Here is a 20182-nt window from a genome sequence, read left to right on the forward strand (position 1 = left end):
GGCCGAGGGTCAGGCTTTGCGGACGCGGGTCACTCGGAAGCGGAAGCTGTCCTGCTGGGCTGCTTCGTAGTCGAACTCGACCGGGTCACCGGCTTCCAGGGCGCGGAAGCCGTCCATCTCGATCGCGCTGAAGTGGACCCACGCGTCGCAGCCCGCCGGCAGGTCGGGCGAGGCGATCGCTCCCCAGCCCTTCTCGGGTTTGAAGAACTTGACAGTGCCATGCGCCATGCCGGCAGCATGGCGGACGGCTACCGGTGGGGCAATCGAGTCCGGGCGCGTGGCGGGCCTGGCGATGCTGGCCGTGTGGCTGTCACGAGCGGTGGGCGTGCCGGCTGAGGGTGCAGGCGGGTGGCGGTGCGAGTGAGCTGCGAAACCGACGCGGTGCGGTCGAAAGCGCTTCCGGGCGAACAGGGCCACGATGACGATCTTCAGGACCACCAGCGCGAGGAGGATGTCGGCGACCACGCTCGTCCAGCGCCAAGCCGCCAGCGCCGCACCACCGAAGGCGATGTGCGCGGCGATGGCCAGCACCACAGCCACCACGACCGCGATCGTGGTCCCCCGCGCTCGCCGAACCACCTCGCCGTCGCGGCTGGGTCCCGAGGGACCTTCCCAGCTCACCTTCAGGCCGTCGCGCCGGCCGAACCTTTCCAGGTCCGCGCCCAGAATGCCCTGGAGCCGCGCCAGCTGATCCAAGTCGCCGGCCTCGACCCGCACCGTCAAAGTGTCCGATGTGGACCGGAGCGCGCAGTCACCCCAGCTGAATCTGATCTTGCCTTCGTTCTCGGCATATTCGACGTCCACCACCTGGGGGCGTGCCTGACCGTCCCCGCCGTGCAGGTGCCCGGCCTTCTCGCCCATGGCTTGGGCGTGGCGGCACAACTGCACGAGGAACCGCTCAGCTCGCCGCGTGGCGATGTGTGCTTCGGCGACCGGCATGCTCAGATCCTCGTCAGGGCGGCGAACCACGCGCGGACGCCGTCCGGGTCAGGGGTGATCTCGATGGTGGCGGGCTCGATCGAGTCGACCCGCCACCCGTCGGCGAAGGCGGTGGTGATCTCCGTCTGCGTCACGCGGTGCACCCAGGGCCAGTCGCCGCCGGACTGGCGGTCGCCGAAGCAGAGCATGAAGTACCGGCCGCCCGGATTCACCACGATCCGCAAGCCCTGGACGAAGGCCGCGCGATCGTCGGTGTCGAAGCTGTGGAACAGGCCGCAGTCGAGGACGGTGTCGAACGACTCGTCCAGCTCGGCCAGCTTCCGGGCGTCGTGGCGGAGGAACCGCGCGCTTCGCTCGCGCTCGCGTGCCTTCTCCTCGGCACGGTGCAGTGCCGCCGACGCGAGGTCGACGCCGGTGGCGTCCAGGCCGAGCCCGGCGCACATCAGCACGTGTTCACCGGTGCCGCACCCGACGTCGAGGACCCGGCCCCGGATCGCGCCCGCGTCGGCCAGCGCGCGGAACACCCCCTGCGGCCGTCCGATGTCCCACGGCGGCGGGCTTCGGTACAGGTCGCCGGGGCCGCCAGGGCGGTGGGAACGGGAGTAGTGCGGCGATGCGGTCATCGGTCCAGTTTTATCGAGACACTCTGTCGCTGTCAATGCTGACTGTCTCGACGGTGCCGCTGTGTATGCTCCAGACGTGCCGAAGCTGTGGACCGACACGATCGAGGCGCACCGGGAGGCGGTGCGCGAAGCCGCCCTGGACGCGACCGCGGCCTTGGTGGCCGAGCACGGGCTGACCGGCGTGAAGATGTCGCAGATCGCCACGAAAGCCGGGATCGGCCGGGCGACGCTGTACAAGTACTTCCCCGACGTCGAAGCGATCCTGTCGGCCTGGCACGAACGCCAGATCCGCAGCCATCTGACGCAGCTCACCGAGATCCGGGACCAGGACGGCGACGCCGGCGACCGCCTCGAGAAGGTGCTCAACGCCTACGCGGCGATCCAGTTCCAGCGGGCTCGGCACCACCGGCACGAACCGCACGGCGCCGAACTGGCGGCGCTCCTGCACCCCGGCGAACACGTCGCCCAGGCCCAGCACCACCTGCACGCGATGTTCCGCGATCTCCTCTCAGAAGCCGCGGACGCCGGCGACATCCGGGACGACGTGTCCCCCGGCGAACTCGCGAGCTACTGCCTCCACGCGTTGACCGCCGCGGGCAGCCTGCCGTCCGACGCCGCGGCCCACCGGCTGGTGGCCGTCACCCTGGCCGGCCTGCGCCGCCCAGCTGATCCGGCCCACTGATCCCGTCAGGCATATCCGTCGCCACGGCGGCGGCACACAACCGCGACTCGGTGATGGATCTCGTGCCCAGGCGCAATTCGCCGGAATGCCGGGGACCGGGTTTGCCTGCGCCCCCACTGCGAGCGGAATATCAGCTGAGTGCTTGAATCTCGGTCGCCGGCCTCTCCTGGCCGGCCGCCCACGACGCCAACAGGGCCAGACCGTCCGCGGTCGCCGTGCCGGCGAGCGCGGTGTAGACGGTCAGGAGCAGGCCGGGTTCGGCAGGCAGCTCCATCGACTCGACGTCCAGGTCGAGCCGGCCCACTACCGGATGGTGCAAACGCTTGCGTCCGGACCGGTGGAGCCGAACGTCCCGAGATGCCCACCGCCGCCGAAATAGTTCACTGCGTGTTGACAATTCACCGACCAGGGCGATCAGCTCCTCGTCGTGCGGACTGCGGCCGGCTTCCATGCGTAGCTTCGCGGCCACATCGCAGGCGATTCGGTCATAGTCGACGAAGAACGTTTTCGCCGCCTCGGGATCCAGATACACGAACCGCGCGGTGTTCGCCGGCCGTCGCGTGTCGGCCAGCACCGGGGAATACAGCGCGCGGGCAAGTTGATTCATGGCCAGCACGTCATAACGGCCGTTGCAAATCCAAGCCGGCGCATCGGTGATGGCGTCGAGCACCTGCTGAAGCGCCGGACGCACCGTCACGGCGGGTCGCCGTCGGCGTGGACCACTGGGCGGCCTGGACTGCCGCGCAAGGTGGAACAGGTGATCGCGCTCGGCCTCGTCAAGGTGCAAGGCAGCGGCCACCGCGTCGAGCACCCCGTCGGAGGCGCCGGTGAGACCGCCGCGCTCCATACGCACGTAGTAGTCGACCGATACCCCTGCCAGTAGAGCTACCTCTTCGCGACGCAGACCTTTGACCCGGCGGTTGCCGCCGTAGGCGGGCAGTCCGGCCCGCTCTGGGGTGATCCGCGCGCGACGCGAGCTCAGGAATTCCTTGATCTCAGTGCGCAGATCGATCGTGGCCACCCCTTCACCGTAGTCCGTGTCCGCAGGCGAAGGGAGGTACTGCTGGTACCCCCGTCGCCTAGTGTCGCGCGTCGCAAGTTGTTCGACGCTCAGGCCGCCGGAGTCAGGGCGCTCGCTCAGCCCCGGCGAGGCTCGCCAGCCCCGGCCAAAGGTCTTGAATGACTCATTCAGGACCTCCGAAGACCTGAATGAGTCATTCAGGACGCTCGCCCTCGCAGCTGCGCTGTCAACGAACCCACGACGCGCAACACTAGGTACCTGTTGCGGTCGTGGCGATGCCACCGTCGACCGGGATGATGGTGCCCGTGAGGTAAGATGCGGCCCGGCCGGCGAGGAACACGGCGATACCTGCCATGTCGTCGTCGCGGCCGAGCCGGCGCAGAGGGGCCTTCGCCGTGATCATGTCGCCGACGGCATCGAGCGTGGACGCCATCATCTGCGACGGGAACGGTCCAGGGGCTACCGCGTTCACCGTGACGTGCTGTGGGCCCAGTTCCCTGGCCAGCACCCTGGTGAGTTGATGGAGTCCCGCTTTGCTGCTGGCGTAGGAGTAGTTGGGCGACTCGGCGACGTGAATGGCGGCGATACTGCCGATGTTGATGATCCGCGCGGGATCATCGGCGGTGCCCGCCCTGCGAAGTGCGGGGAGCAGCGCCTGCACCAGCCAGAACGGCGACTTGAGGTTGAGGTCGATCACCGCGTCCCAGGCCTCGTCCGGGAACGTCTCCAGCGGCTCGCGCCACATCGCTCCCGCGTTGTTGACGAGGATGTCCAGGCGTTCCGATTCGGCCTTGACAAGATCAGCGAGGCGCTGACACTCGTCGTGCCTGGACAGGTCAGCGGGGATTGCTTGCACGTCGCCGAATTCGGACAGCAGATGCTGTGCCTCCGCGCACGCGTCTGCCTTGCGCGAGCTGATAATGACGCGGGCGCCCGCCTGCAGAAGGCCGCGCGCTATCATCATCCCAATACCCCTGGTGCCGCCAGTGACAAGTGCGTACTTCCCACTCAGATCGAAAAGGTCTGCGTGAGTGGTGAATTGGTCGTCCACTATTGGCCTTCGTCCCTTTTGTCGTGGAAGCAGGTGCTGATTATCGGGCGGCCGCCGTGTGCGCCTCCCGTGGATCCAGGTTGACAGGCGTCCTGGACGGCTGGGAGACCCTGGCGATCAAGGTACTGCGAGAGCCCGTCTTGGCACGCACGAACAGACGCCGGAGCACTCGGCTTCCTCACCGAGCCGTTCGTCGCCGCGAAACTCCCTCACGCGGTCCGGACGCGGCTGCGGAACCGGGCTCGACCCGCCCGGGGCACGCTCCGGCCGCGGACGGCCTCCCGCGAGCATTCTCAACCAGAAGGTTGACCTCCACCGGGTCGCCGGTCTATCTTCTTGCTCAACCGAAGGGTTGAGGACGACAAGTGGACGAAAGCACCGAGCAGCTCAACCGGGTGTTCGCGGCATTGGCCGACCCGACCCGCCGCGCCCTGGTAGCCCGGCTCACCGGCGCGGACGCGACCGTGGGCGAGCTCGCGGAACCGCACGAGATGAGCCTGCAGGCCATCTCGAAGCACGTGAAGGTGCTCGAGGAGGCCGGCCTGGTGACGCGCAGCAAGGACGCTCAGCGCCGGCCGGTCCACCTGAACGCGGAGACGTTCGACCTGATGACGAAATGGATCGAGCGCTACCGCCGGCAGGCCGAGGCACGCTACCGGCGCCTGGACACCCTGCTCGACCGGACAGCCGACGACGAACACACCCGCAAGGACGCATCATGACCAAGCACGAAACCGAGATCACGGCGGACGAGAAGGTCCCGACGATCGAAATCGTCCGGGAGTTCGACGCTGCTCCCGAACGGGTATTCCGCGCGCACGTCGACCCCGAGCTCTACGCACAATGGGTCGGGCCGCACTCGGTCACCACGCGGATCACCCGATGGGACGCCCGCACGGGCGGTGCGTGGTCCTTTGCCAACGACCGGGATGGCGAGGAGATCGCCGCGTTTTACGGCAGCTTCCACGAGGTACGGCCGCACGAGCGGATCGTGTGGACGTTCACCTACGACGGCGAACCCGACGGAGTCGCGCTGGAAACGCTGACCCTCGAAGAAATCGAGAACGGCCGCACCCGGCTGAAGGTCCTGAGCGTGGTGCCGGACTTCGGAACTCGCGACGGCATGCTGTCCGGCGGCATGGACGTCGGAGTCAAGCAGGGTTACGAAAAGCTGGACGAACTGCTCGCGAAGGGGATTTGAAATGCCATCGACTCCGATGAGCCCGGCCGAGCACCACGCGCGTGAGGCCACTCGCATCACCGAGCTGGTCGAATCCGCCGCTGCCGGAGACTGGGCGCGGCCCAGTCCGGTGGCGGAGTGGACCGCTCTCGACGTCGTGAAACACTTGATCGAGTGGCCCCGCGGCTTCCTCCAGGGTGCCGGGATCGAACTCCCGGCCCTGGACGTCGAGGCCGGCCCGAGCGCCGCCTGGAAGCAGCACGTCACCGACATCCAGGCCATTCTCGACGACCCTGCCGGGCGAACGCTCAGCAACCCGCACACCGGCACCAAGCCCGTGGAAGAGGCGATCGACCAGTTCTACACCGGCGACGTCTGGATGCATTCCTGGGATCTCGCCAAAGCCCTCGGCCGCGAGCCCGATCTGGACCAGGAACGCTGCGCCGCCGCACTGGCCGCCATGACGCCGATCGAACAGTTGCTGCGCGACAGCGGGCAGTTCGGTCCCGCCGTGCCCGTCACCCCCGACGCGTCCCCCCAGGACAAGCTGGTCGCGTTCATCGGCCGCGACCCGGCCTGGCAAGCATGAGTCTCGCCCGTTCCTCATGCCGGTGTGACTATTTCCGCCGACAACGGTGCGATGGCTCCGATGATGGCCTCCGTGGTCTCCTCCGGCACCCCGGCGGCCAGGAGGGAGTCCGTGAGGTACTTCGCCACGAGGTCGAAGTGGTGCTGGGCGATGCCCCGGCCGCGGTGGACGTCGTTCATGGACCGCCCGCGGTACTCGTCAGGACCGCCGAGGGCCGCCGCGAAGAACTCGACCTGCATCCCCTTCAGGCGGGGCATGCTCGTCCCCGTGAAGAACGGGGCCAGCGCCGCATCGGCCATGACCCGTTCGTAGAAGTCGTCGACCACGGCCACCAGCGCTTCCTGGCCGCCGATCTGCTGGTAGATGCTCGTCATGTCGCCTCCCGGTCGTGGTGGTCACCGTGGAGACCAGAAAACCGCCGGGAGGTTTCTCGCGGGTAAGAACGCGATCAATCGCGCGTTAGGTGATCCTCACCGCGGGGCACGGCTCGGTGAAGCGAGTGGCACCAGCCGGTGGGCGATGGCGCCATCGCCCACCGGCTGGCGCGCGAGCGCCTCGCGCGAGAACTCCGACAACCGGAGAATTCCCATGTCCACCAAGCGTTCCGACCGCCCATCGCGCTCGCGGAACTGCGACGCCCGGATCAGATCCAGCGCCTGGTCGTCACCTGGCAGCTGAAGCAGGCTTGAAACTCGTTTCCCAGACTCGCATTGTCCACCCCCTTCCGTTTCGCGCGTGGTGCGGCCGGCGGCGAGCCGGCCGCACCACGCGCACCCCTCGGTCCGTTCGGGCTAGCGGTTGTCGCCGTCCTGCGGGATGGACGCCTGCACGGACGGGCTCACCCGGGCGATGTCGCCGCTCAGCACCCATGCGCGCTGACTGGGCGCGAAACGGGGTGAAAGCAGGCCGTCGTTGATCTCCCGGGTCACCGCGACGCGGTTGTAGGCGGTCGCGGGCAGGAACAGCCGGTCGTTGGACTGACCGCCGTCGGAGGTGTCCTCGAGGTCAGCCTCGACAGCGTCGAGGATGCCGTCGTGGTTGCCGTCGACCCGCGCGACCTCGGCCGCGTAGGCGTCGAAGATCCGCTGGCTCAGGTTGTGCTCGTACGGCTCGAAGGACGCGGTCCGCAGGTACACGTCCAGCATCACTTCGTTGCCCAGCCCGCTCGGGACGAACCGGAGCCGCTTCTCCTTGTGGTCGTCGTTGTTCGGCATCGGGCGGTCCGGGTCGTCCGGGCTCGTGTTGAGCAGCCGGTCCGGGTCACGCGGGATGTTCGGGTTGTCGCCGTCGACCGGTGGCTTGTTCTTCACGCCCGACGGGCCCGAACCCGGCACGATCGACGACAGCGCACCGATCTTGCCCTTCTCGAACGTGCCGGGGATCCCGCCGGTGAACGGCAGCTCGTACGTGGGCGGCACCCAGTTCGTGTACTGGTTGAGCTCCCAGTACGAGTGGATGTCGCTCTGCTGCGTGGCGTTGTAGGCGCCCAGCGAAAGCTGGATCGGCACCAGGTTGGACACCTTGTCCGGCCAGTGGTCGTTCGCGGACGGCTCACGCGGTGCCTTGCCGTCGGTCGTGAAGACCGCGCCCGGTTTGTCGTGGTGGTCCCCCAGCTTCGCCAGTGCCGCGGCGTCCGCGGCGGTGATCGTCCCGAAGGCGGCGTGGCCGTCGGTGCGCGGAGCGGCGACGTCCGGCACCGTCACGTCGTGGATCATCCAGCCCTCGTACCAGCCAGACTCGTTGTTGATGACGAACAACCCCGAGATGTCGGTGAACATGTCCACGAACGAACCGGGGTCGTCCGGATCCGCCGGCAGGCCGGGCTTGGGTTCGACGACGACCCGGAGCCCGCCCAGCGTGGGCAGGTCGTGGTTCGGCCCGGTGGCCGTCGGCGCGACACCGTCGTTGATCCCCGGAATGGTCGTCGTGAACACATTCGGTTGGAAATTCTTCGTGTCCAGCAGGTAGTACTGGAATAACTGACTCGGCGACGGCGCTTCGGAAAACGCCGTCATCGGCGGAAAGGTCGACGGTCTGCCGGCCAGCAACGCGAGGCGGTCCTTCAGCGGCTGTGGCAGAAAACGGATGTCGCCCCGGTCGGGGAAACCTCCTCCCTGCCGCGTAACGGCTTCAGCTCCGCCGGAGAGCGCGGCGGTCGCCCCCAGCGTCAATGCCGCGGCCACCGCGGTCGCGGTCTTGCGCTTGCTCATCATGATTGCTCCTCGCATGAACGGGCAGTCCCCGCGCTCGCCGGCGGCGCGGAGGAGAAATCAAGGTGGCCCCCTCCACCAGAGATAGGCACGAGGGTTACATCCGGCGCGCGACTTGATCGGCTGTACGGTCCCGGGGCTCGCCGAGTATGGTCGGTACCGGCGGAGCCACGGATATGGAGTCCCGATGGAGGGGAAGTCCGAGCCGGACTGGGAAACCGTTTACCGAGAGAATGTCGTCTGGGTTTACCGGCTGATGGTGAAAAAGGTGGGAAACCCGGCGGACGCCGAGGATCTCACCGGTGAGGTCTTCCTCGCCGCGCTGAAACCGTTGCGCGCGAACGCGCGCAGGGAGGAGGTCCGCGCCTACCTGCTGGCGACGGCGCGCACCGTGCTCGCGGCCCATTGGCGGCGCCTGTTCGGCCGCGAGATCACCACGATCGGCCTCGACGAAACGATGGAAATACCCGACGGCAGCCCCCGAATGACGAACGGCACGACAGTTCCAGCGACGGACCGGCGGGTCGCCGCGATCCTCGCCGAATTGCCCGAGCGCGCCCGGAGAGTCCTGCAGTTACGATTTCTGGAGTCCTACTCACTGCAGGACGCCGCCGACGAGCTGGGGGTCAGCCTCGCCAACGTCAAGGTGATCCAGCACCGGGCCCTGCGGCTCGCCGCCCAAGCCGCGGAACGGATCGAGGAGCAGGCATGAACGACGTCGACCGCTTCGCCGACAGCCTCCTCGGGCAGCGCACGCCGGAGCCGTTCCGGCCGGACGACGAGCAGGTGGCCCAGATGCGCGCGGCCATCGAGCTGCAGGCCGTCCGGCTCGGCGCGGCCGACGCCCACCCGCCCGCCGGCTTCCTCGCGCGGCTCGAGCGCGAGCTGGCGGCCGAGCTCACGACGCCTGCCACGCCCCTGGACCGGCGCGCAACCCGCCGCCGCGTGGTCCGGACCGCCGGGATCGCCGCCGCCTCCCTTGCCGCGGGCGTCGGGATCGACCGCCTGGTCCGCGGCCCGGCCGCGGCACCACCGGAGCAGGAACCGGGCGAGTGGCGAACGGTAGCGGCGAGCAAGGACGTGCCGGAGGGCGGCCTGCGGGAGTTCGAGCTGGACACCGTGACCGGCTTCGTCCAGCGAACCCCGGACGGCCTGCAAGCCGTGTCCTCGACCTGCACCCACCTGGGCTGCCGCCTGCGCCTGGCGAACCCCGAGCGTCGGCTGGTCTGCCCTTGCCACGGCGCGACCTTCGCGCTGACCGGGGAGATCGTGCGTTACGACCTCCCGGTGGAGATCCCGCCATTGCCCGTGTTCGAGGCCCGCGACCAGGACGGCGACATCCAGATCTACACCCCCTTCAAACGGGACTGACGTTCCCGAGGCCGAGGAAGAGATCACCGCCCCCATCGCACGACGTTGTCGTCGAATTCCAGGCGCCCGGCTGGGGATTCCGAGACACAGCGGATCAGGACCTGGACGGCGAATAAGAACTCGCCAAGAGGTTCCGTGGCAACATCGGCGGCTACGCCGAACGGCCCCACACCGGTTCCGCCGGAATGTGGCGTCTCTCGTCGCACCAGATACCGGATACGCGCCGACGTCAACGGGATGAGATCAACCCAGACCTGCACCGAATCATCGAGATCGGCAAAGCACACAACGGAAATTTGCCCGTTCGCACCACCGGTCACGGGAAGCGGGCACCGGATTTGCTGCGCCGATGAGGGGGTGAATTTTCCTTTCCGGCCTGGTTGTGGATACACTCAGTCAGAGAACATCGCACATTGTGCAACCCGTGACAGTCCACGTTCTTGCCGCACATCCACCCCGAGGAGCATCAATGGCCCAGAAAGTACTCGTCGAGATCCTCGACGACATCGACGGCAGCGCCGCCACCCAGACGGTTCAGTTCGGCCTCGACGGCGTGACCTACGAAATCGACCTTTCCGACGAGAACGCCACGACCCTGCGCGACGAACTCGCCCGGTTCGTCGGCGCCGGCCGTCGCGTCGGCGGCCGCAAGGTCCGCGTCGCCACCGGCCAGTCGACGACCACCACCGTGTCCGATCGCGAGCGCAATCAGCAGATCCGTGCCTGGGCGAACGCGAACGGCTACGCGGTCTCCGAGCGAGGACGCCTCTCCTCCGAAGTGGTCTCCGCCTTCGAGCAGGCTCAAGTCGCCGAAACAGAGACACCGGCGCCGCGGAAGCGTTCTTCGCGCAAGAAGGCCGCTGCCTGACGCTGAGACGGTGGCCGGCAGATCACTGGGGAGAGATCATCGCTGTCGTCCCGTCGGTGGCGAGGACACATCACCCTCGCCGCCGGCGGAGAACACTTCACCAGCGGACGCCGAGCGTCGTCAGGGGACGAGCAGGTCGACCGCGGTGGTCATGCGGCCGAGATACGCCTCCCGGGTCTCGACCTGGTGCTTCACCCCGACCGACGCGCTGATCAAGGTCTGCGCGACACCGGTTGCCGCCTCCCCGCCCACCGCGGCGACGACGAGTGCTTCGAAACGCTTGGGAGCCGTGCGGGTGATCGGCCCGAGCAGGTCCGGGTTCTGCTCGATGACCTCCGGGACGTCGCGGCTCATCGGTCCGACATAGCGGCCGGCCCAGCGGTCGAACGCGCCGATCAGCCGTGCCCGCAACGGTTCGCCGGTGTCGGTGAGAATCTCCTCGACCGCGGCGAGGTCCTGCTCGAGTGCCCGGGTGACCGCCGCGCGGAACAGGTCCTGTTTGGACGCGAACAGGAAGTACAGCCCGGGTCGCGAAATCCGGGCCGTCCGCGCGACTTCCTCCATAGAGGTCTTGCGGTACCCGTGCCGGGCGAACGTCAGCAGCGCCGACTCGAGCACCGCGTCACGGCGACCGGCTTCGGAGGCTTCGGGAACGGCCATACGACGACTCTACGGGCTCCGATCCTACTATACAAGTTCTGTTCAGTCTGTATAGTTCGCGGCATGACCGCACGTCAGCTCATCACCACGCCGTTCACCGCCGCCGGCACCGCGGACGACGTCCTGGCGGGCGTCGACCTCGCCGGCGTCCGCGTGATCGTCACCGGCGCGTCCTCCGGGATCGGCGCGGAAACCGCTCGCGCACTGGCCGCCGCCGGTGCCGAGGTGACCCTCGCGGTCCGCAACATCGCCGCGACGCCTCGCTCGCGGGTCGCCCGGCTCGACCTCGCCGACCAGACCTCGGTCCGCCGGTTCACGCAAGCGTGGGACGGCCCCTTGCACATCCTGGTGAACAACGCGGGCATCGTCACCGGCGGACCGGCCCACACCGCGGAGGGCTGGGAACTGCAGTTCGCGACGAACCACCTCGGCCATTTCGCCCTGGCCACCGGCTTGCACGCGGCGCTGGCCCGCGGCGCCGCCGACCGCGGCGAGTCGCGGATCGTCTCGGTCAGCTCGACAGCGCACATGCGGGCCGGCATCGACTTCGCCGACCTGCACTTCGAACGCCGCCCCTACGATCCCCAAATCGCCTACGCGCAATCGAAAACGGCGAACTCGCTGTTCGCGGTGGAAGCAACCCGCCGCTGGGCGGCCGACGGGATCTACGCGAACACCGCCAACCCCGGCGGAGTCGCGACCGGACTGCAACGGAACTTCACCCCGGCCCAGAAGCAATCCCTCGCCGCAGCCGAAGCGGCGGGAGTCTTCGCCTACAAGACGGTCGAACAAGGAGCAGCGACGAGCGTCGTCGCAGCCGTCGCACCACAGTTCGCCCACACCGGCGGCCACTACCTCGACGACGCACAGGAGGCGTACACCGTGCCGGACGACGCCGAACTCGCCGACCACCCGCACGGCGTCAAGGCATGGGCCCTCGACCCGGCCACCGCGGAACGCCTCTGGGAGGTGTCGGCCGAACTGACCCGCGGCTGACGCAGTCAGCCAGTGGTGCAGGTCAAGCACCGGGCGGCCGGAGGCCGTCCATGAGGAGGTTCAGCAGGCGGCTCGCCTTGGCTTCGTGCTCGGGGCGGGGGGCCACGGTGAAGATGCCGATGAGGGAAGCGGCGATGTCTTCGGCGGTGACGTCGGAGCGGAGGTCGCCCGCTGCCCGGCCGGCGTCGAGGATCGTGGTGATGGCCGCCAGCAGCTCGGCCCGGGTCTGCGCATGGGCGATCTCGCCCGACTCGATCATCGCGAGCAGCGTGTCGAGCATGCCGTTCTTGGTCGCGATCCAGTCCCCGAACAAGTCCGTCCAGCGCCGCATCGCCGCAGCCGGGGGCAGCCGGCCGAGCAGCTCGCGGGCGCCGGTCGTCAGCCGCACGACCTGGTCCCGGTAGACCGCGTCGACCAGCGACTCGCGGGTCGGGAAGTGCCGGTAGAGCGTGGCGATGCCGACCCCGGCCTCGCGGGCGATCGCCCGCATCGACGGCTCGGCCTCAGCCGAGACGAACATGCGGGTCGCCACCGCGAGCAACTGGTCGCGGTTACGGGTGGCGTCCGCCCGTGGCGCGCGCGTCTCCGCCTCAGTCAAAACGGATCACGCTCCGGTTGCGTTAGAGTCGGTCATGAAACGGAGCATAGTCCGTTTCAGCGGGTTCCTCGACCTCGAAGAAACAGGCGTACATGCAGGAACAAAACAGGGCGGTCCGGCTCGATGCGTTCGGCGGTCCCGAAGTCCTGGACGTCCGTGAGGTTCCCGCTCCGCGTGCAGGCCCGGGTCAGGTCCGGGTGCGGGTCACCGCGGCCGGCCTCAACCCGATGGACTGGATCATGACCGCCGACGCGGACACCGCCGCGCGGTTCGGCTTGAGCCTCCCGGCCGGGTTCGGGACCGACTACGCGGGCGTGGTCGACCAGGTCGGTGCCGGGGTGAGCGGCTTCGCCCCCGGCGACCGGGTGTTCGGCGGCGCCCTGTCCCGTGCGGTGCCTGTCGCGGCGAGCTTCCCGGTCGGGCAAATCCGCCGCGCGGCCGAACTTCAGGCCGGCCGGCACGTGCACGGCAAGGTCGTCATCGACCTCCAGGGTGGTTGACGGCTTTCACAGCTGCCTGACGCGCAGGACGCCGGTCAGCATCGGGAGGGTGAATTCGCCGCTGGTGGTCTCTGGTCTGCTCGCGAGGAAAGCGCGGATCCGGCCGAGCGTGGCAGCTCGTTCCTGTTCCGGCATGACCAGCATCCCCGCGCGGGTGGCGAGTGTCGCGACGAGGGAGCCGGCGGTGCGACGCTGCCCGTGCGGGAACTCGTCCTGTTCGGGCGAGCCGAACCGAGCGACCAGGCCGGTCTTGGGGAGGTGCGAGCCCGCAGTCGCGGCGCGCCAGCTGCCGAACGTGTCACGCGGGCCGATGGCCGCGCCTCCGCCGACCTGCTCGAGGGCGGCAACCCAGCCGACCCGGTTGTCCATGACGTTCCACAGGCCGGCCAGGATGCCGCCGGGTGCGAGGACCCTGGCGATCTCGGGTCCTGCGACAACCATGTCGAACCAGTGCAGAGCGTTGCCGGCCAGTACGGCATCGACGGACGCGTCAGGCAGCGGTATCGCCTCGGCACTGCCGGGCAGGGCACGGACATCCGGCAGCGCGCGGCGCAGCTCGGTCAGCATCGCCGGGTCGGGCTCGGCCGCGACGACGTCGACGCCCAGCGCGACCAGCGTGCCGGTCAGCTTGCCGGTTCCAGCGCCGAGGTCGAGCACTCGCGGGCCGGGCGCGGGTTCCAGCGCCCAGCGCACCGCGGCCGGCGCGTAGTCCGGGCGGTGCTCGGCATAGGCGACCGCGGCCGCGCCGAACGACGAGGCATGAAGGCGCCGTGCGTCCCGTTCCATGCGGGCACTTTATCGGCCGCGGGGTTCGCTTGCCGCGGAAACCACAGGGGGTCTCATGAGGGGCACCCTCATGGACTTTACGTCCATGAGGGTGCCCCTCATGACAAATCACGCCGGCTTCCGGCCCAGGCGCAGAGCCGGTTTCGTGGCCGTGTGCAGCAGGAACTCCAGCGGGCCGCGCCGGAAGAACCGGGACCAGGCCAGCGCGAAGACGATCGCGGCCACGATGAACCCGACAAGAACCGCAGGCGGCTCGCCTTGCGCCCCGCTGAGCCCGAGCACCGCGATCGCGATGACGTGGCCGGTGTAGGCGGTCAAGGACATCGAGCCGACCGCGGTCACCGGGCTCCCAAGCCGGGGCAGCTTGTCGGTCAGGACCAGTGCGCAGACCAGCACCGTGATCGCCACGCCCACGGAGCCGACGATCTCGAACGGCGTACCGCTGTGCGGTGACGACACGAGCAGCCACGCGGGCGTGCCGGTGTTCACCGCGCCCGAGGCCACCCAGCGGTCCCCGTCCTGGTATCCGAGTTCGAGTACCCCGCCGGGGCCGGACAGCTTGCCGCTTCCCGGCACCGCGTCGTTCCCGACCAGGTCCGTCACCCCGAAGAGGCGGATCGCCGTCCAGGATCCACCGTAACCGGCGAGGGCGAGCACCGGGCCGAGGACCGCCAGCCGGACCCTGGTCACGGCGGCGGTGAGGTCGAGCCGGCCGAGAGCCATGCCCGCGAACACGAACGGCAGCCACGTGGCGACCGGGTAGCTGCCGGTGAACAGCAGCCGCACGATGCCCTCCCCGCCGGTCGCCTCGACGGGGTCGTGGGAGGTGATCGCCTGTCCCCAGCCGCTGCCGGTCCAGGGTCGCGAACAACGCCGACGAGCGGCCCTGCACGAAGTCCATCAGCACTCCGGTGACCCCGCCGACTGCGGGATCCGGGCCGACGTGCGCGCCGAACATGCCGAAGACGGCGAGGCCGCGTGCCAGGTCGATGCCCGCGAGGCGCGCGACACCCGGCCTTGTTGTCGTACTTTCGGTACCGATCACGATTCTCAGCGTTGCGAACCGCGGCGGGACAGTGCATCCGCCGGTGAGCGGGAAACCGCCCGCCGCCCGGCTGGAACTCGCTATCCGCGCGGCCGTGCGAAGACGCCGGCGGCGAACGCCAGCAGGTACGGCAGTGACGCCCGGGCCGTGCGCCAGGTGTGGCCGAAGCCTTCCTCGGTGCGGACGGCCGCCTGCTGGCCGCGGACACGCAACGCGTCCGCGATGCTCCGCGCCGTGGTGACGTCGCCGGGCGCCTCCGACCCGGCCGTGAGGATGGCGGCGACCGGTTGCGGGAACGACATCCTGGACAGGTAGTCCCGTGGCGTGTTCGCGGCGAGCAGGGCCGGATCCTCGCTGAGCCGCCTGCGGTTGTCCGGGACGTCGTAGGGCATCGCCAGCAGCAGCGCGCCGAACGCGTCGAGCCGGTGCAGGCCGATGTTCAGCGCGGCGAACGCGCCGCCGGACATGCCGCCGAGCGCGCGGTGCCCCCGGTCGGCGACGGTGCGGTAGCGCCGATCGATGGCCGGCACCACGCTGCCGGCCAGGTAACTCTCCAGCTTCGGGCCACCGGGGACGTCGAGGCCTTCCCAGTCACGACCGGGGTGTCCGGCGGTCAGGTCGACGCTGACCACGATCATCGGCGGGAGCGCCCGGAGCCGGGAGAACCGCTGCAGCGTGCCGGGTGCGTCGCCGGCGGTGAGCCAGTCCTCGGGTCCGCCGGGGTTGCCGTGCACCAGGTAGACGACCGGATAGCGCCGGTTCGCGTTCGCCGCGTCGGTGTAGCCGGGCGGGAGCAGGACGAAGTTGCGCCCGCCCGGCACGCCGTTGCCGGGATCGGCGATGACCATCCGCTCCACGGCCGGGCCGCCCGCGCCACCGAGCCGGATCTGCCGGGTTCCGGGCGTCGAACCCTCGTCTTCGAACAGCTTCCCGAGGTCGCGCAGCGGCCCGCCGCCGCGCTGGAGCAGCAGCACGAGATCCGTGCCCGACCGGACGTACCCGACGCCGGCGTTGGCCCCGGCGGTCGTGGCCAGCAGCACGAACACGACCGCCAGCGCGATCCCGCACCGGCGCGCGCCCTTGCGCCGTCGCACCAGGATCGTGCCCACCACGCACGCGACGGCCAGGGCGGCGAACGTGAGCCAGAGCCACGGCGACTCCAGCGGGCCCGCCGCCCTGGCCTGGCCGGCCACCTCGGCCGGAACCGGATAGCTCATCGTGGCGCCCGGCTCACCACTGCTCGCCGTCGTCCCAGCCGCCCTGGTCCCCCCAGCCTTCGTGGCCCGCGTCGCCGTGGTGCTCGCCCGCCGAGGCTTCGTGGCCGCCGAACGCCCCGTTCAGGCCCTGGAACAGCAACGCGCCACCGGCGACACCCGCGGCCGCGGCGGCGGCCGTCTTCAGGAAACCGCCACCGGAACGGCCCTGCGGCGCGGCCGCCGGCGCGGCCTGGTCCCGGTTCTGGCCGAACACACGGGACATGAACCCGCCACCCCCGGCCTGCGCGGGCGGCGGTGCAGAAGCCGAGGCCGGTGCAGCCCCGAAGGCCGGCGCGGGCGCGGCGGCTTGCAACTCGGCGATCCGCGCCTGGGCCGTGCGCAGCGCGTCCTCCTGCACCAGCACCGCCTGCACGAGCAGGTAAAGCGCGTCCGGCTGGGCCCCGACGTGGTGGGCGATCAGCTCGGCGGCCTGCGGGTCCTTCTGCACCGGCTGGGCCTGCCGCAGCCGGTTCGCCAGCCCGAGGATCAGCTCGCGGTCCTGGTTCTCCATGGGAACTCCCTTCGTCGGGCTCCATCCTCGATGCGCGCCGCCACCTGCGGACACCGGTGAACCGGCCCGAACCCACCGCCGACCGGCTGCCGATCTCCAGCCGATCGGCCGGCGCCGGCCGCCGGGTCCCGGCTGGCACACCGGTGCCCGTTCCGGCGAGACTGCTCCCATGGTTCGAGTGATCGTCGTCGACGACGAGGAACTGGTGCGCTCCGGATTCCGCCTCATCCTCCAGGCGGCGGGCGACATCGAGGTCGTGGCGACCGTCACCGGCGCGCACGCGGTCAAGGAAGTCAGCCTGCTGCGCCCCGACGTCGTGCTGCTCGACATCCGGATGCCCGACGTCGACGGCCTGACCGTCCTGCGGCAGTTGCGCGGCCTGCAGAACCCGCCGGTCGTGGCGATGCTCACCACCTTCGACTCCGACGAATACATCGCCACCGCCCTACGCTCCGGCGCCGCCGGATTCATCCTCAAAGACACCGCACCCGAACAACTCGCCCAGCTCGTCCGCACCCTCGCCGCCGGCGGCGTCGTCCTCTCCCCCAAAGTCACCCGCACCGTCGTCGACGGCTACCTCGACTCCGGCGCCGGCTCCGCCGCGGCCACCCAGGTCGACCAGCTGTCCGACCGCGAACGCGCCGTGCTCGTCCTCATCGCCGACGGACTGTCCAATGCCGACATCGCCGGCCGGATCCACGTCAGCGTCGGCACGGTCAAGGACCACGTGTCCGCGCTCCTCACCAAACTCGGCGTCGGCAGCCGCGTGCAGGCCGCGCTCGTCGCCCAACGCGCCGGCCTGCTCGAGAACCGGCCGACGTGAACCGGACGCAGGCCCTGCTCGCCGACGCCGGGCTGCTCGCCCTCGCCGCCCTCGACGCCGGATTCAACCAACCCGGCCGGGCCTGGGAAATCGGCACAGCGGTCCTCGCCGTCGCCGCGCTACTCCTCCGGCGGCGATGGCCGGTCGCGGCCTTCGCGCTGACCCTGCCCGCGCTCGCGCTCGTGGGCTCGGTGATCGCGACCCTCATCGCGCTCTACGCCGTGGCCCTCCGGTATTCGAACCGGTATCTGCTCACCGGCTGCGGGATCCTCGCCGCAGCCGGGTATCTCTTCCCCGGCCTGGAATACCAGTACCCACGCGCCGACCTGGTGCTCACCGGCATCTACGCGACCATGACCGCGGCCGCCCCCATCTTCTTCGGCCGGCTCGTCCACGCCCAGCGGGAACTCGCGCTGCGGCTGGAAGACATCCGGGCCGCCCGCGAGCACGAACGGCTCCTCGACGCCCAGGCGACCCTCGCCAAGGAACGCAACCAGCTCGCCCGCGAAATGCACGACGTCGTCTCCCACCAGGTCAGCCTGATCGCCGTCCAAGCCGGCGCACTCAGCGTCTCCACCACCGACCCCGGTGTGAAATCCGTCGCCGACAACGTCCGCACACTCTCCGTCGACACCCTCGACGAACTCCGCCACATGGTCAACCTGCTCCGCGCCTCCGGCAGCACCGCCACCGAACTCACCCCGCAGCCGACACTGTCCGACCTGGACCGCCTGATCACCGGCAGCGGCATCGAAACCCGCCTGACCGGCACCGCACCCGACGGCATCGACACCGCCGTCCAGCGCACCATCTACCGCACCATCCAGGAAGCCCTCACCAACGTCCGCAAACACGCCCCCGGCAGCACCGCCACGATCGAACTCGCTCACGACGACACCGACTTCACGGTCGCGGTGACCAACACCCCGCCGACCCGCCCGACGCTCGCCCTGCCCAGCGCCCGCCACGGACTCGTCGGCATCCAGGAACGCGCCGCACTGCTCGGCGGAACCGTCAAAGCCGCAGCGACCGGCGACGGCGGGTTCCGGCTCGAACTCCGCCTGCCCCGCACGAACCCCAGCCGGTAGCCGTCCGGACCGGTTCCGAGGTCGCGCTGATTCCGAGTCGGCGTTGCAGCACCCCGACTTGACAAGGCTCCACGCTCACCGCACTCTGTTAGAGCCTCTAACTACAAGAACAGGCCCTAACAACTCGGTCATCGAACAGCCTTGAAAGGAAACACCCGCCATGACACGTCAAACCGACGTTCCCGCCACCGCCGACAAGCCCACCTCGCTGGCAGACCGGATCGGACGCGGACTGCTTGCCCTCTGCGGGATAGCCACGCTCGGCGCGTTCGCGAACGGGATCTCCATCATGGCGACCGTGGCACCCGAACGCCTGATGTCGGAAGCCTGGCGCACGTTCGCCTACCTCGTGTTCGCCGGCCTGTTCGTCATGCTCGCCGTGGCGCCGCGCACACAGCGAGGCGCGTGGGAACTCGTGTTCGCCCACAAGATCGCGATCACGGCGTTCGCCATCGCGGCAGGCGACACACCCGACGCGAACGCAACCTGGCCGATCGACCTGACCCTCGTACTGGCCACCGCGGTGGCCTACGTGCTGTGCCGCGGCTGGTACGGGTGGCGATCCGCCACCCTTGCACCGGTCCAGCGTCGCGCTCGCCGGCCCGCCATCGTCTAGAGCACGAAGCGCCCTATTCACGCGCTGACCACGCTGGGTGGGTCCTGCCGCGTTCGCCGCCTGTCCGACCCGGCCGTCAAGCGGTTGTCTCGGTGTCCGGGCTGCCGGTGAACGCCCGGACGAACGAGGACACGCACTCCGCGGCACCGAGGCCCGCCCCAGCTCAGTCGCCGGGCTCGGCATCGACGTCCGGCTTGGGTTTGTCCGGCACGGCGACGAGGCTGATGACGCGGCGGATCCGGCCGTCCCTGGCGTTGCCGACCCGCGAGACGACCGCCCGCTCGATCTCCTCGATCATCACGGCGAACTCTTCTTCGGTCAGCCACACCGCCGCCTGCCGGTACACCACGCCGTCCGCGTGCGGGTCGGCGTGCTCGTGGGCGAGGTAGCGGTCGAAATCGCCCATCAACGAGGCCGCGAACGTCGTGTACGCCCGGAGGTGGTCCTCCCGGGTCATCGCCGTGCGCGCCGCGGGGTCGACCACCGCCTCCTCCTTGCGCACGCGGTAGCTGCGCTCCGTCGTGCCGCGTACCCGGCGCTCTTCCGCCACCTCCAGCACACCCGCCTCGGCCAGCACCGCGATCTGCCGGTACATCGTCGCCGGCGCGATGTCGGGGATGCGCTCCCGGAGCTGGGCGGTGGTCAGCGGATCGGCGTCGAACAGCGCTTGCAGGATGCGCATCCGGACGGGGTGCAGGAGAAGGTCCGCGGTAGCCATGGACGAATGTTCTCACATGCGATACTGTTCCCACCGTTGAGAACATTCCCA

At 69.6% G+C, this 20182-nt stretch carries 25 protein-coding genes and 1 pseudogene; 12 read left to right on the plus strand and 14 right to left on the minus strand.

Annotated features, from left to right (window positions below; translation table 11 throughout):
- Nucleotides 1-9: 9 nt before the first annotated feature.
- Together A3CE_RS59865 and A3CE_RS0113225 are read right to left on the minus strand one after the other, a co-directional pair.
- On the minus strand, nt 10-939 hold the full coding sequence (locus A3CE_RS59865) for a DUF2218 domain-containing protein (RefSeq protein ID WP_020640563.1): 930 nt from the start codon (nt 937-939) through the stop codon (nt 10-12).
- A 2-nt stretch (nt 940-941) separates the two neighbouring features.
- On the minus strand, nt 942-1562 hold the full coding sequence (locus A3CE_RS0113225; protein ID WP_020640564.1) for a class I SAM-dependent methyltransferase: 621 nt from the start codon (nt 1560-1562) through the stop codon (nt 942-944).
- Between the two features lie 76 nt (nt 1563-1638).
- On the opposite strand from A3CE_RS0113225, the gene A3CE_RS0113230 reads away from it, so the two are divergent.
- Nucleotides 1639-2244 carry a TetR/AcrR family transcriptional regulator gene (locus A3CE_RS0113230; protein WP_020640565.1) on the plus strand — a complete coding sequence of 202 codons (606 nt, stop codon included), beginning with the start codon at nt 1639-1641 and terminating at the stop codon, nt 2242-2244.
- Between the two features lie 130 nt (nt 2245-2374).
- On the opposite strand, the gene A3CE_RS0113235 is transcribed toward A3CE_RS0113230, so the two are convergent.
- Together A3CE_RS0113235 and A3CE_RS0113240 are read right to left on the minus strand one after the other, a co-directional pair.
- On the minus strand, nt 2375-3265 hold the full coding sequence (locus A3CE_RS0113235) for a helix-turn-helix domain-containing protein (protein WP_020640566.1): 891 nt from the start codon (nt 3263-3265) through the stop codon (nt 2375-2377).
- A gap of 250 nt (nt 3266-3515) precedes the next feature.
- Nucleotides 3516-4319 carry an SDR family oxidoreductase gene (locus A3CE_RS0113240; RefSeq protein ID WP_026468439.1) on the minus strand — a complete coding sequence of 268 codons (804 nt, stop codon included), beginning with the start codon at nt 4317-4319 and terminating at the stop codon, nt 3516-3518.
- A 362-nt stretch (nt 4320-4681) separates the two neighbouring features.
- Here A3CE_RS0113240 and A3CE_RS0113245 point away from each other — a divergent pair, with 362 nt between their 5' ends.
- From A3CE_RS0113245 to A3CE_RS0113255, 3 genes are read left to right on the plus strand one after another with little or no spacing between them, the layout of a single operon-like run.
- Complete coding sequence (locus A3CE_RS0113245) at nt 4682-5038, plus strand: ArsR/SmtB family transcription factor (protein WP_020640568.1); 357 nt, start codon at nt 4682-4684, stop codon at nt 5036-5038.
- Nucleotides 5035-5517 carry an SRPBCC family protein gene (locus tag A3CE_RS0113250; protein WP_020640569.1) on the plus strand — a complete coding sequence of 161 codons (483 nt, stop codon included), beginning with the start codon at nt 5035-5037 and terminating at the stop codon, nt 5515-5517. The genes A3CE_RS0113245 and A3CE_RS0113250 overlap by 4 nt, the downstream gene beginning before the upstream one ends.
- Nucleotides 5518-5533: 16 nt before the next feature.
- Complete coding sequence (locus A3CE_RS0113255; protein ID WP_020640570.1) at nt 5534-6085, plus strand: TIGR03086 family metal-binding protein; 552 nt, start codon at nt 5534-5536, stop codon at nt 6083-6085.
- A gap of 14 nt (nt 6086-6099) precedes the next feature.
- Here A3CE_RS0113255 and A3CE_RS0113260 read toward each other — a convergent pair whose 3' ends face one another.
- Both A3CE_RS0113260 and A3CE_RS0113265 read right to left on the minus strand, forming a co-directional pair.
- The gene (locus A3CE_RS0113260) at nt 6100-6459 is read right to left on the minus strand and encodes a group I truncated hemoglobin (RefSeq protein ID WP_020640571.1); all 360 of its coding nucleotides are present in this window, start codon (nt 6457-6459) and stop codon (nt 6100-6102) included.
- Nucleotides 6460-6876: 417 nt separating this feature from the next.
- Nucleotides 6877-8295 carry a hypothetical protein gene (locus tag A3CE_RS0113265; protein WP_245589510.1) on the minus strand — a complete coding sequence of 473 codons (1419 nt, stop codon included), beginning with the start codon at nt 8293-8295 and terminating at the stop codon, nt 6877-6879.
- Nucleotides 8296-8482: 187 nt separating this feature from the next.
- On the opposite strand from A3CE_RS0113265, the gene A3CE_RS0113270 reads away from it, so the two are divergent.
- Together A3CE_RS0113270 and A3CE_RS0113275 are read left to right on the plus strand one after the other, a co-directional pair.
- The gene (locus A3CE_RS0113270; RefSeq protein ID WP_020640573.1) at nt 8483-9007 is read left to right on the plus strand and encodes an RNA polymerase sigma factor; all 525 of its coding nucleotides are present in this window, start codon (nt 8483-8485) and stop codon (nt 9005-9007) included.
- Nucleotides 9004-9666: a Rieske (2Fe-2S) protein gene (locus tag A3CE_RS0113275; protein WP_020640574.1), complete on the plus strand. Its 663-nt coding sequence runs from the start codon at nt 9004-9006 to the stop codon at nt 9664-9666. Before A3CE_RS0113270 ends, A3CE_RS0113275 begins: the two co-directional genes overlap by 4 nt.
- A gap of 23 nt (nt 9667-9689) precedes the next feature.
- On the opposite strand, the gene A3CE_RS56475 is transcribed toward A3CE_RS0113275, so the two are convergent.
- Nucleotides 9690-9986, minus strand: coding sequence for a hypothetical protein (locus tag A3CE_RS56475; RefSeq protein ID WP_125591639.1), 297 nt, complete (start codon nt 9984-9986; stop codon nt 9690-9692).
- A gap of 149 nt (nt 9987-10135) precedes the next feature.
- On the opposite strand from A3CE_RS56475, the gene A3CE_RS0113280 reads away from it, so the two are divergent.
- Complete coding sequence (locus A3CE_RS0113280) at nt 10136-10534, plus strand: histone-like nucleoid-structuring protein Lsr2 (protein WP_020640575.1); 399 nt, start codon at nt 10136-10138, stop codon at nt 10532-10534.
- A gap of 120 nt (nt 10535-10654) precedes the next feature.
- On the opposite strand, the gene A3CE_RS0113285 is transcribed toward A3CE_RS0113280, so the two are convergent.
- A complete protein-coding gene (locus A3CE_RS0113285; protein WP_020640576.1) occupies nt 10655-11194 on the minus strand; it encodes a TetR/AcrR family transcriptional regulator in 540 nt (179 codons plus the stop codon).
- Between the two features lie 63 nt (nt 11195-11257).
- Here A3CE_RS0113285 and A3CE_RS0113290 point away from each other — a divergent pair, with 63 nt between their 5' ends.
- The gene (locus A3CE_RS0113290) at nt 11258-12190 is read left to right on the plus strand and encodes an SDR family NAD(P)-dependent oxidoreductase (protein WP_020640577.1); all 933 of its coding nucleotides are present in this window, start codon (nt 11258-11260) and stop codon (nt 12188-12190) included.
- 22 nt (nt 12191-12212) lie between these two features.
- Here the strand turns inward: A3CE_RS0113290 and A3CE_RS0113295 are convergent, their stop codons facing one another.
- Nucleotides 12213-12788 carry a TetR/AcrR family transcriptional regulator gene (locus A3CE_RS0113295; RefSeq protein WP_020640578.1) on the minus strand — a complete coding sequence of 192 codons (576 nt, stop codon included), beginning with the start codon at nt 12786-12788 and terminating at the stop codon, nt 12213-12215.
- A 92-nt stretch (nt 12789-12880) separates the two neighbouring features.
- Between A3CE_RS0113295 and A3CE_RS0113300 the strand changes: the two are divergent.
- Nucleotides 12881-13183 (plus strand): annotated as a pseudogene (locus A3CE_RS0113300) (alcohol dehydrogenase catalytic domain-containing protein); the annotation flags it as partial.
- Nucleotides 13184-13294: 111 nt separating this feature from the next.
- Here A3CE_RS0113300 and A3CE_RS0113305 read toward each other — a convergent pair.
- From A3CE_RS0113305 to A3CE_RS0113320, 4 genes are all read right to left on the minus strand, one after another.
- Nucleotides 13295-14074, minus strand: coding sequence for a class I SAM-dependent methyltransferase (locus A3CE_RS0113305; protein WP_020640580.1), 780 nt, complete (start codon nt 14072-14074; stop codon nt 13295-13297).
- Nucleotides 14075-14182: 108 nt separating this feature from the next.
- Nucleotides 14183-14860 carry a DUF418 domain-containing protein gene (locus tag A3CE_RS51030; RefSeq protein ID WP_020640581.1) on the minus strand — a complete coding sequence of 226 codons (678 nt, stop codon included), beginning with the start codon at nt 14858-14860 and terminating at the stop codon, nt 14183-14185.
- A gap of 339 nt (nt 14861-15199) precedes the next feature.
- Nucleotides 15200-16336, minus strand: a complete 1137-nt coding sequence (locus tag A3CE_RS0113315) for an alpha/beta hydrolase (RefSeq protein WP_020640582.1) — start codon at nt 16334-16336, stop codon at nt 15200-15202.
- Between the two features lie 13 nt (nt 16337-16349).
- Nucleotides 16350-16886 carry a DUF2076 domain-containing protein gene (locus tag A3CE_RS0113320; protein WP_020640583.1) on the minus strand — a complete coding sequence of 179 codons (537 nt, stop codon included), beginning with the start codon at nt 16884-16886 and terminating at the stop codon, nt 16350-16352.
- Between the two features lie 169 nt (nt 16887-17055).
- Here A3CE_RS0113320 and A3CE_RS0113325 point away from each other — a divergent pair, with 169 nt between their 5' ends.
- The 3 genes from A3CE_RS0113325 to A3CE_RS0113335 all read left to right on the plus strand — a co-directional run bounded on the left by A3CE_RS0113325 (nt 17056) and on the right by A3CE_RS0113335 (nt 19413).
- On the plus strand, nt 17056-17709 hold the full coding sequence (locus A3CE_RS0113325; protein ID WP_026468441.1) for a response regulator: 654 nt from the start codon (nt 17056-17058) through the stop codon (nt 17707-17709).
- Entirely contained in the window at nt 17706-18797 is a 1092-nt protein-coding gene (locus A3CE_RS0113330) for a sensor histidine kinase (protein ID WP_020640585.1), read from the plus strand. The genes A3CE_RS0113325 and A3CE_RS0113330 overlap by 4 nt, the downstream gene beginning before the upstream one ends.
- 160 nt (nt 18798-18957) lie before the next feature.
- A complete protein-coding gene (locus tag A3CE_RS0113335) occupies nt 18958-19413 on the plus strand; it encodes a hypothetical protein (RefSeq protein WP_020640586.1) in 456 nt (151 codons plus the stop codon).
- A gap of 163 nt (nt 19414-19576) precedes the next feature.
- Here the strand turns inward: A3CE_RS0113335 and A3CE_RS51035 are convergent, their stop codons facing one another.
- Nucleotides 19577-20131 carry a helix-turn-helix domain-containing protein gene (locus A3CE_RS51035; RefSeq protein WP_020640587.1) on the minus strand — a complete coding sequence of 185 codons (555 nt, stop codon included), beginning with the start codon at nt 20129-20131 and terminating at the stop codon, nt 19577-19579.
- Nucleotides 20132-20182: the final 51 nt, after the last annotated feature.

Source organism: Amycolatopsis balhimycina FH 1894 (genome assembly GCF_000384295.1).
Lineage (GTDB): Bacteria > Actinomycetota > Actinomycetes > Mycobacteriales > Pseudonocardiaceae > Amycolatopsis > Amycolatopsis balhimycina.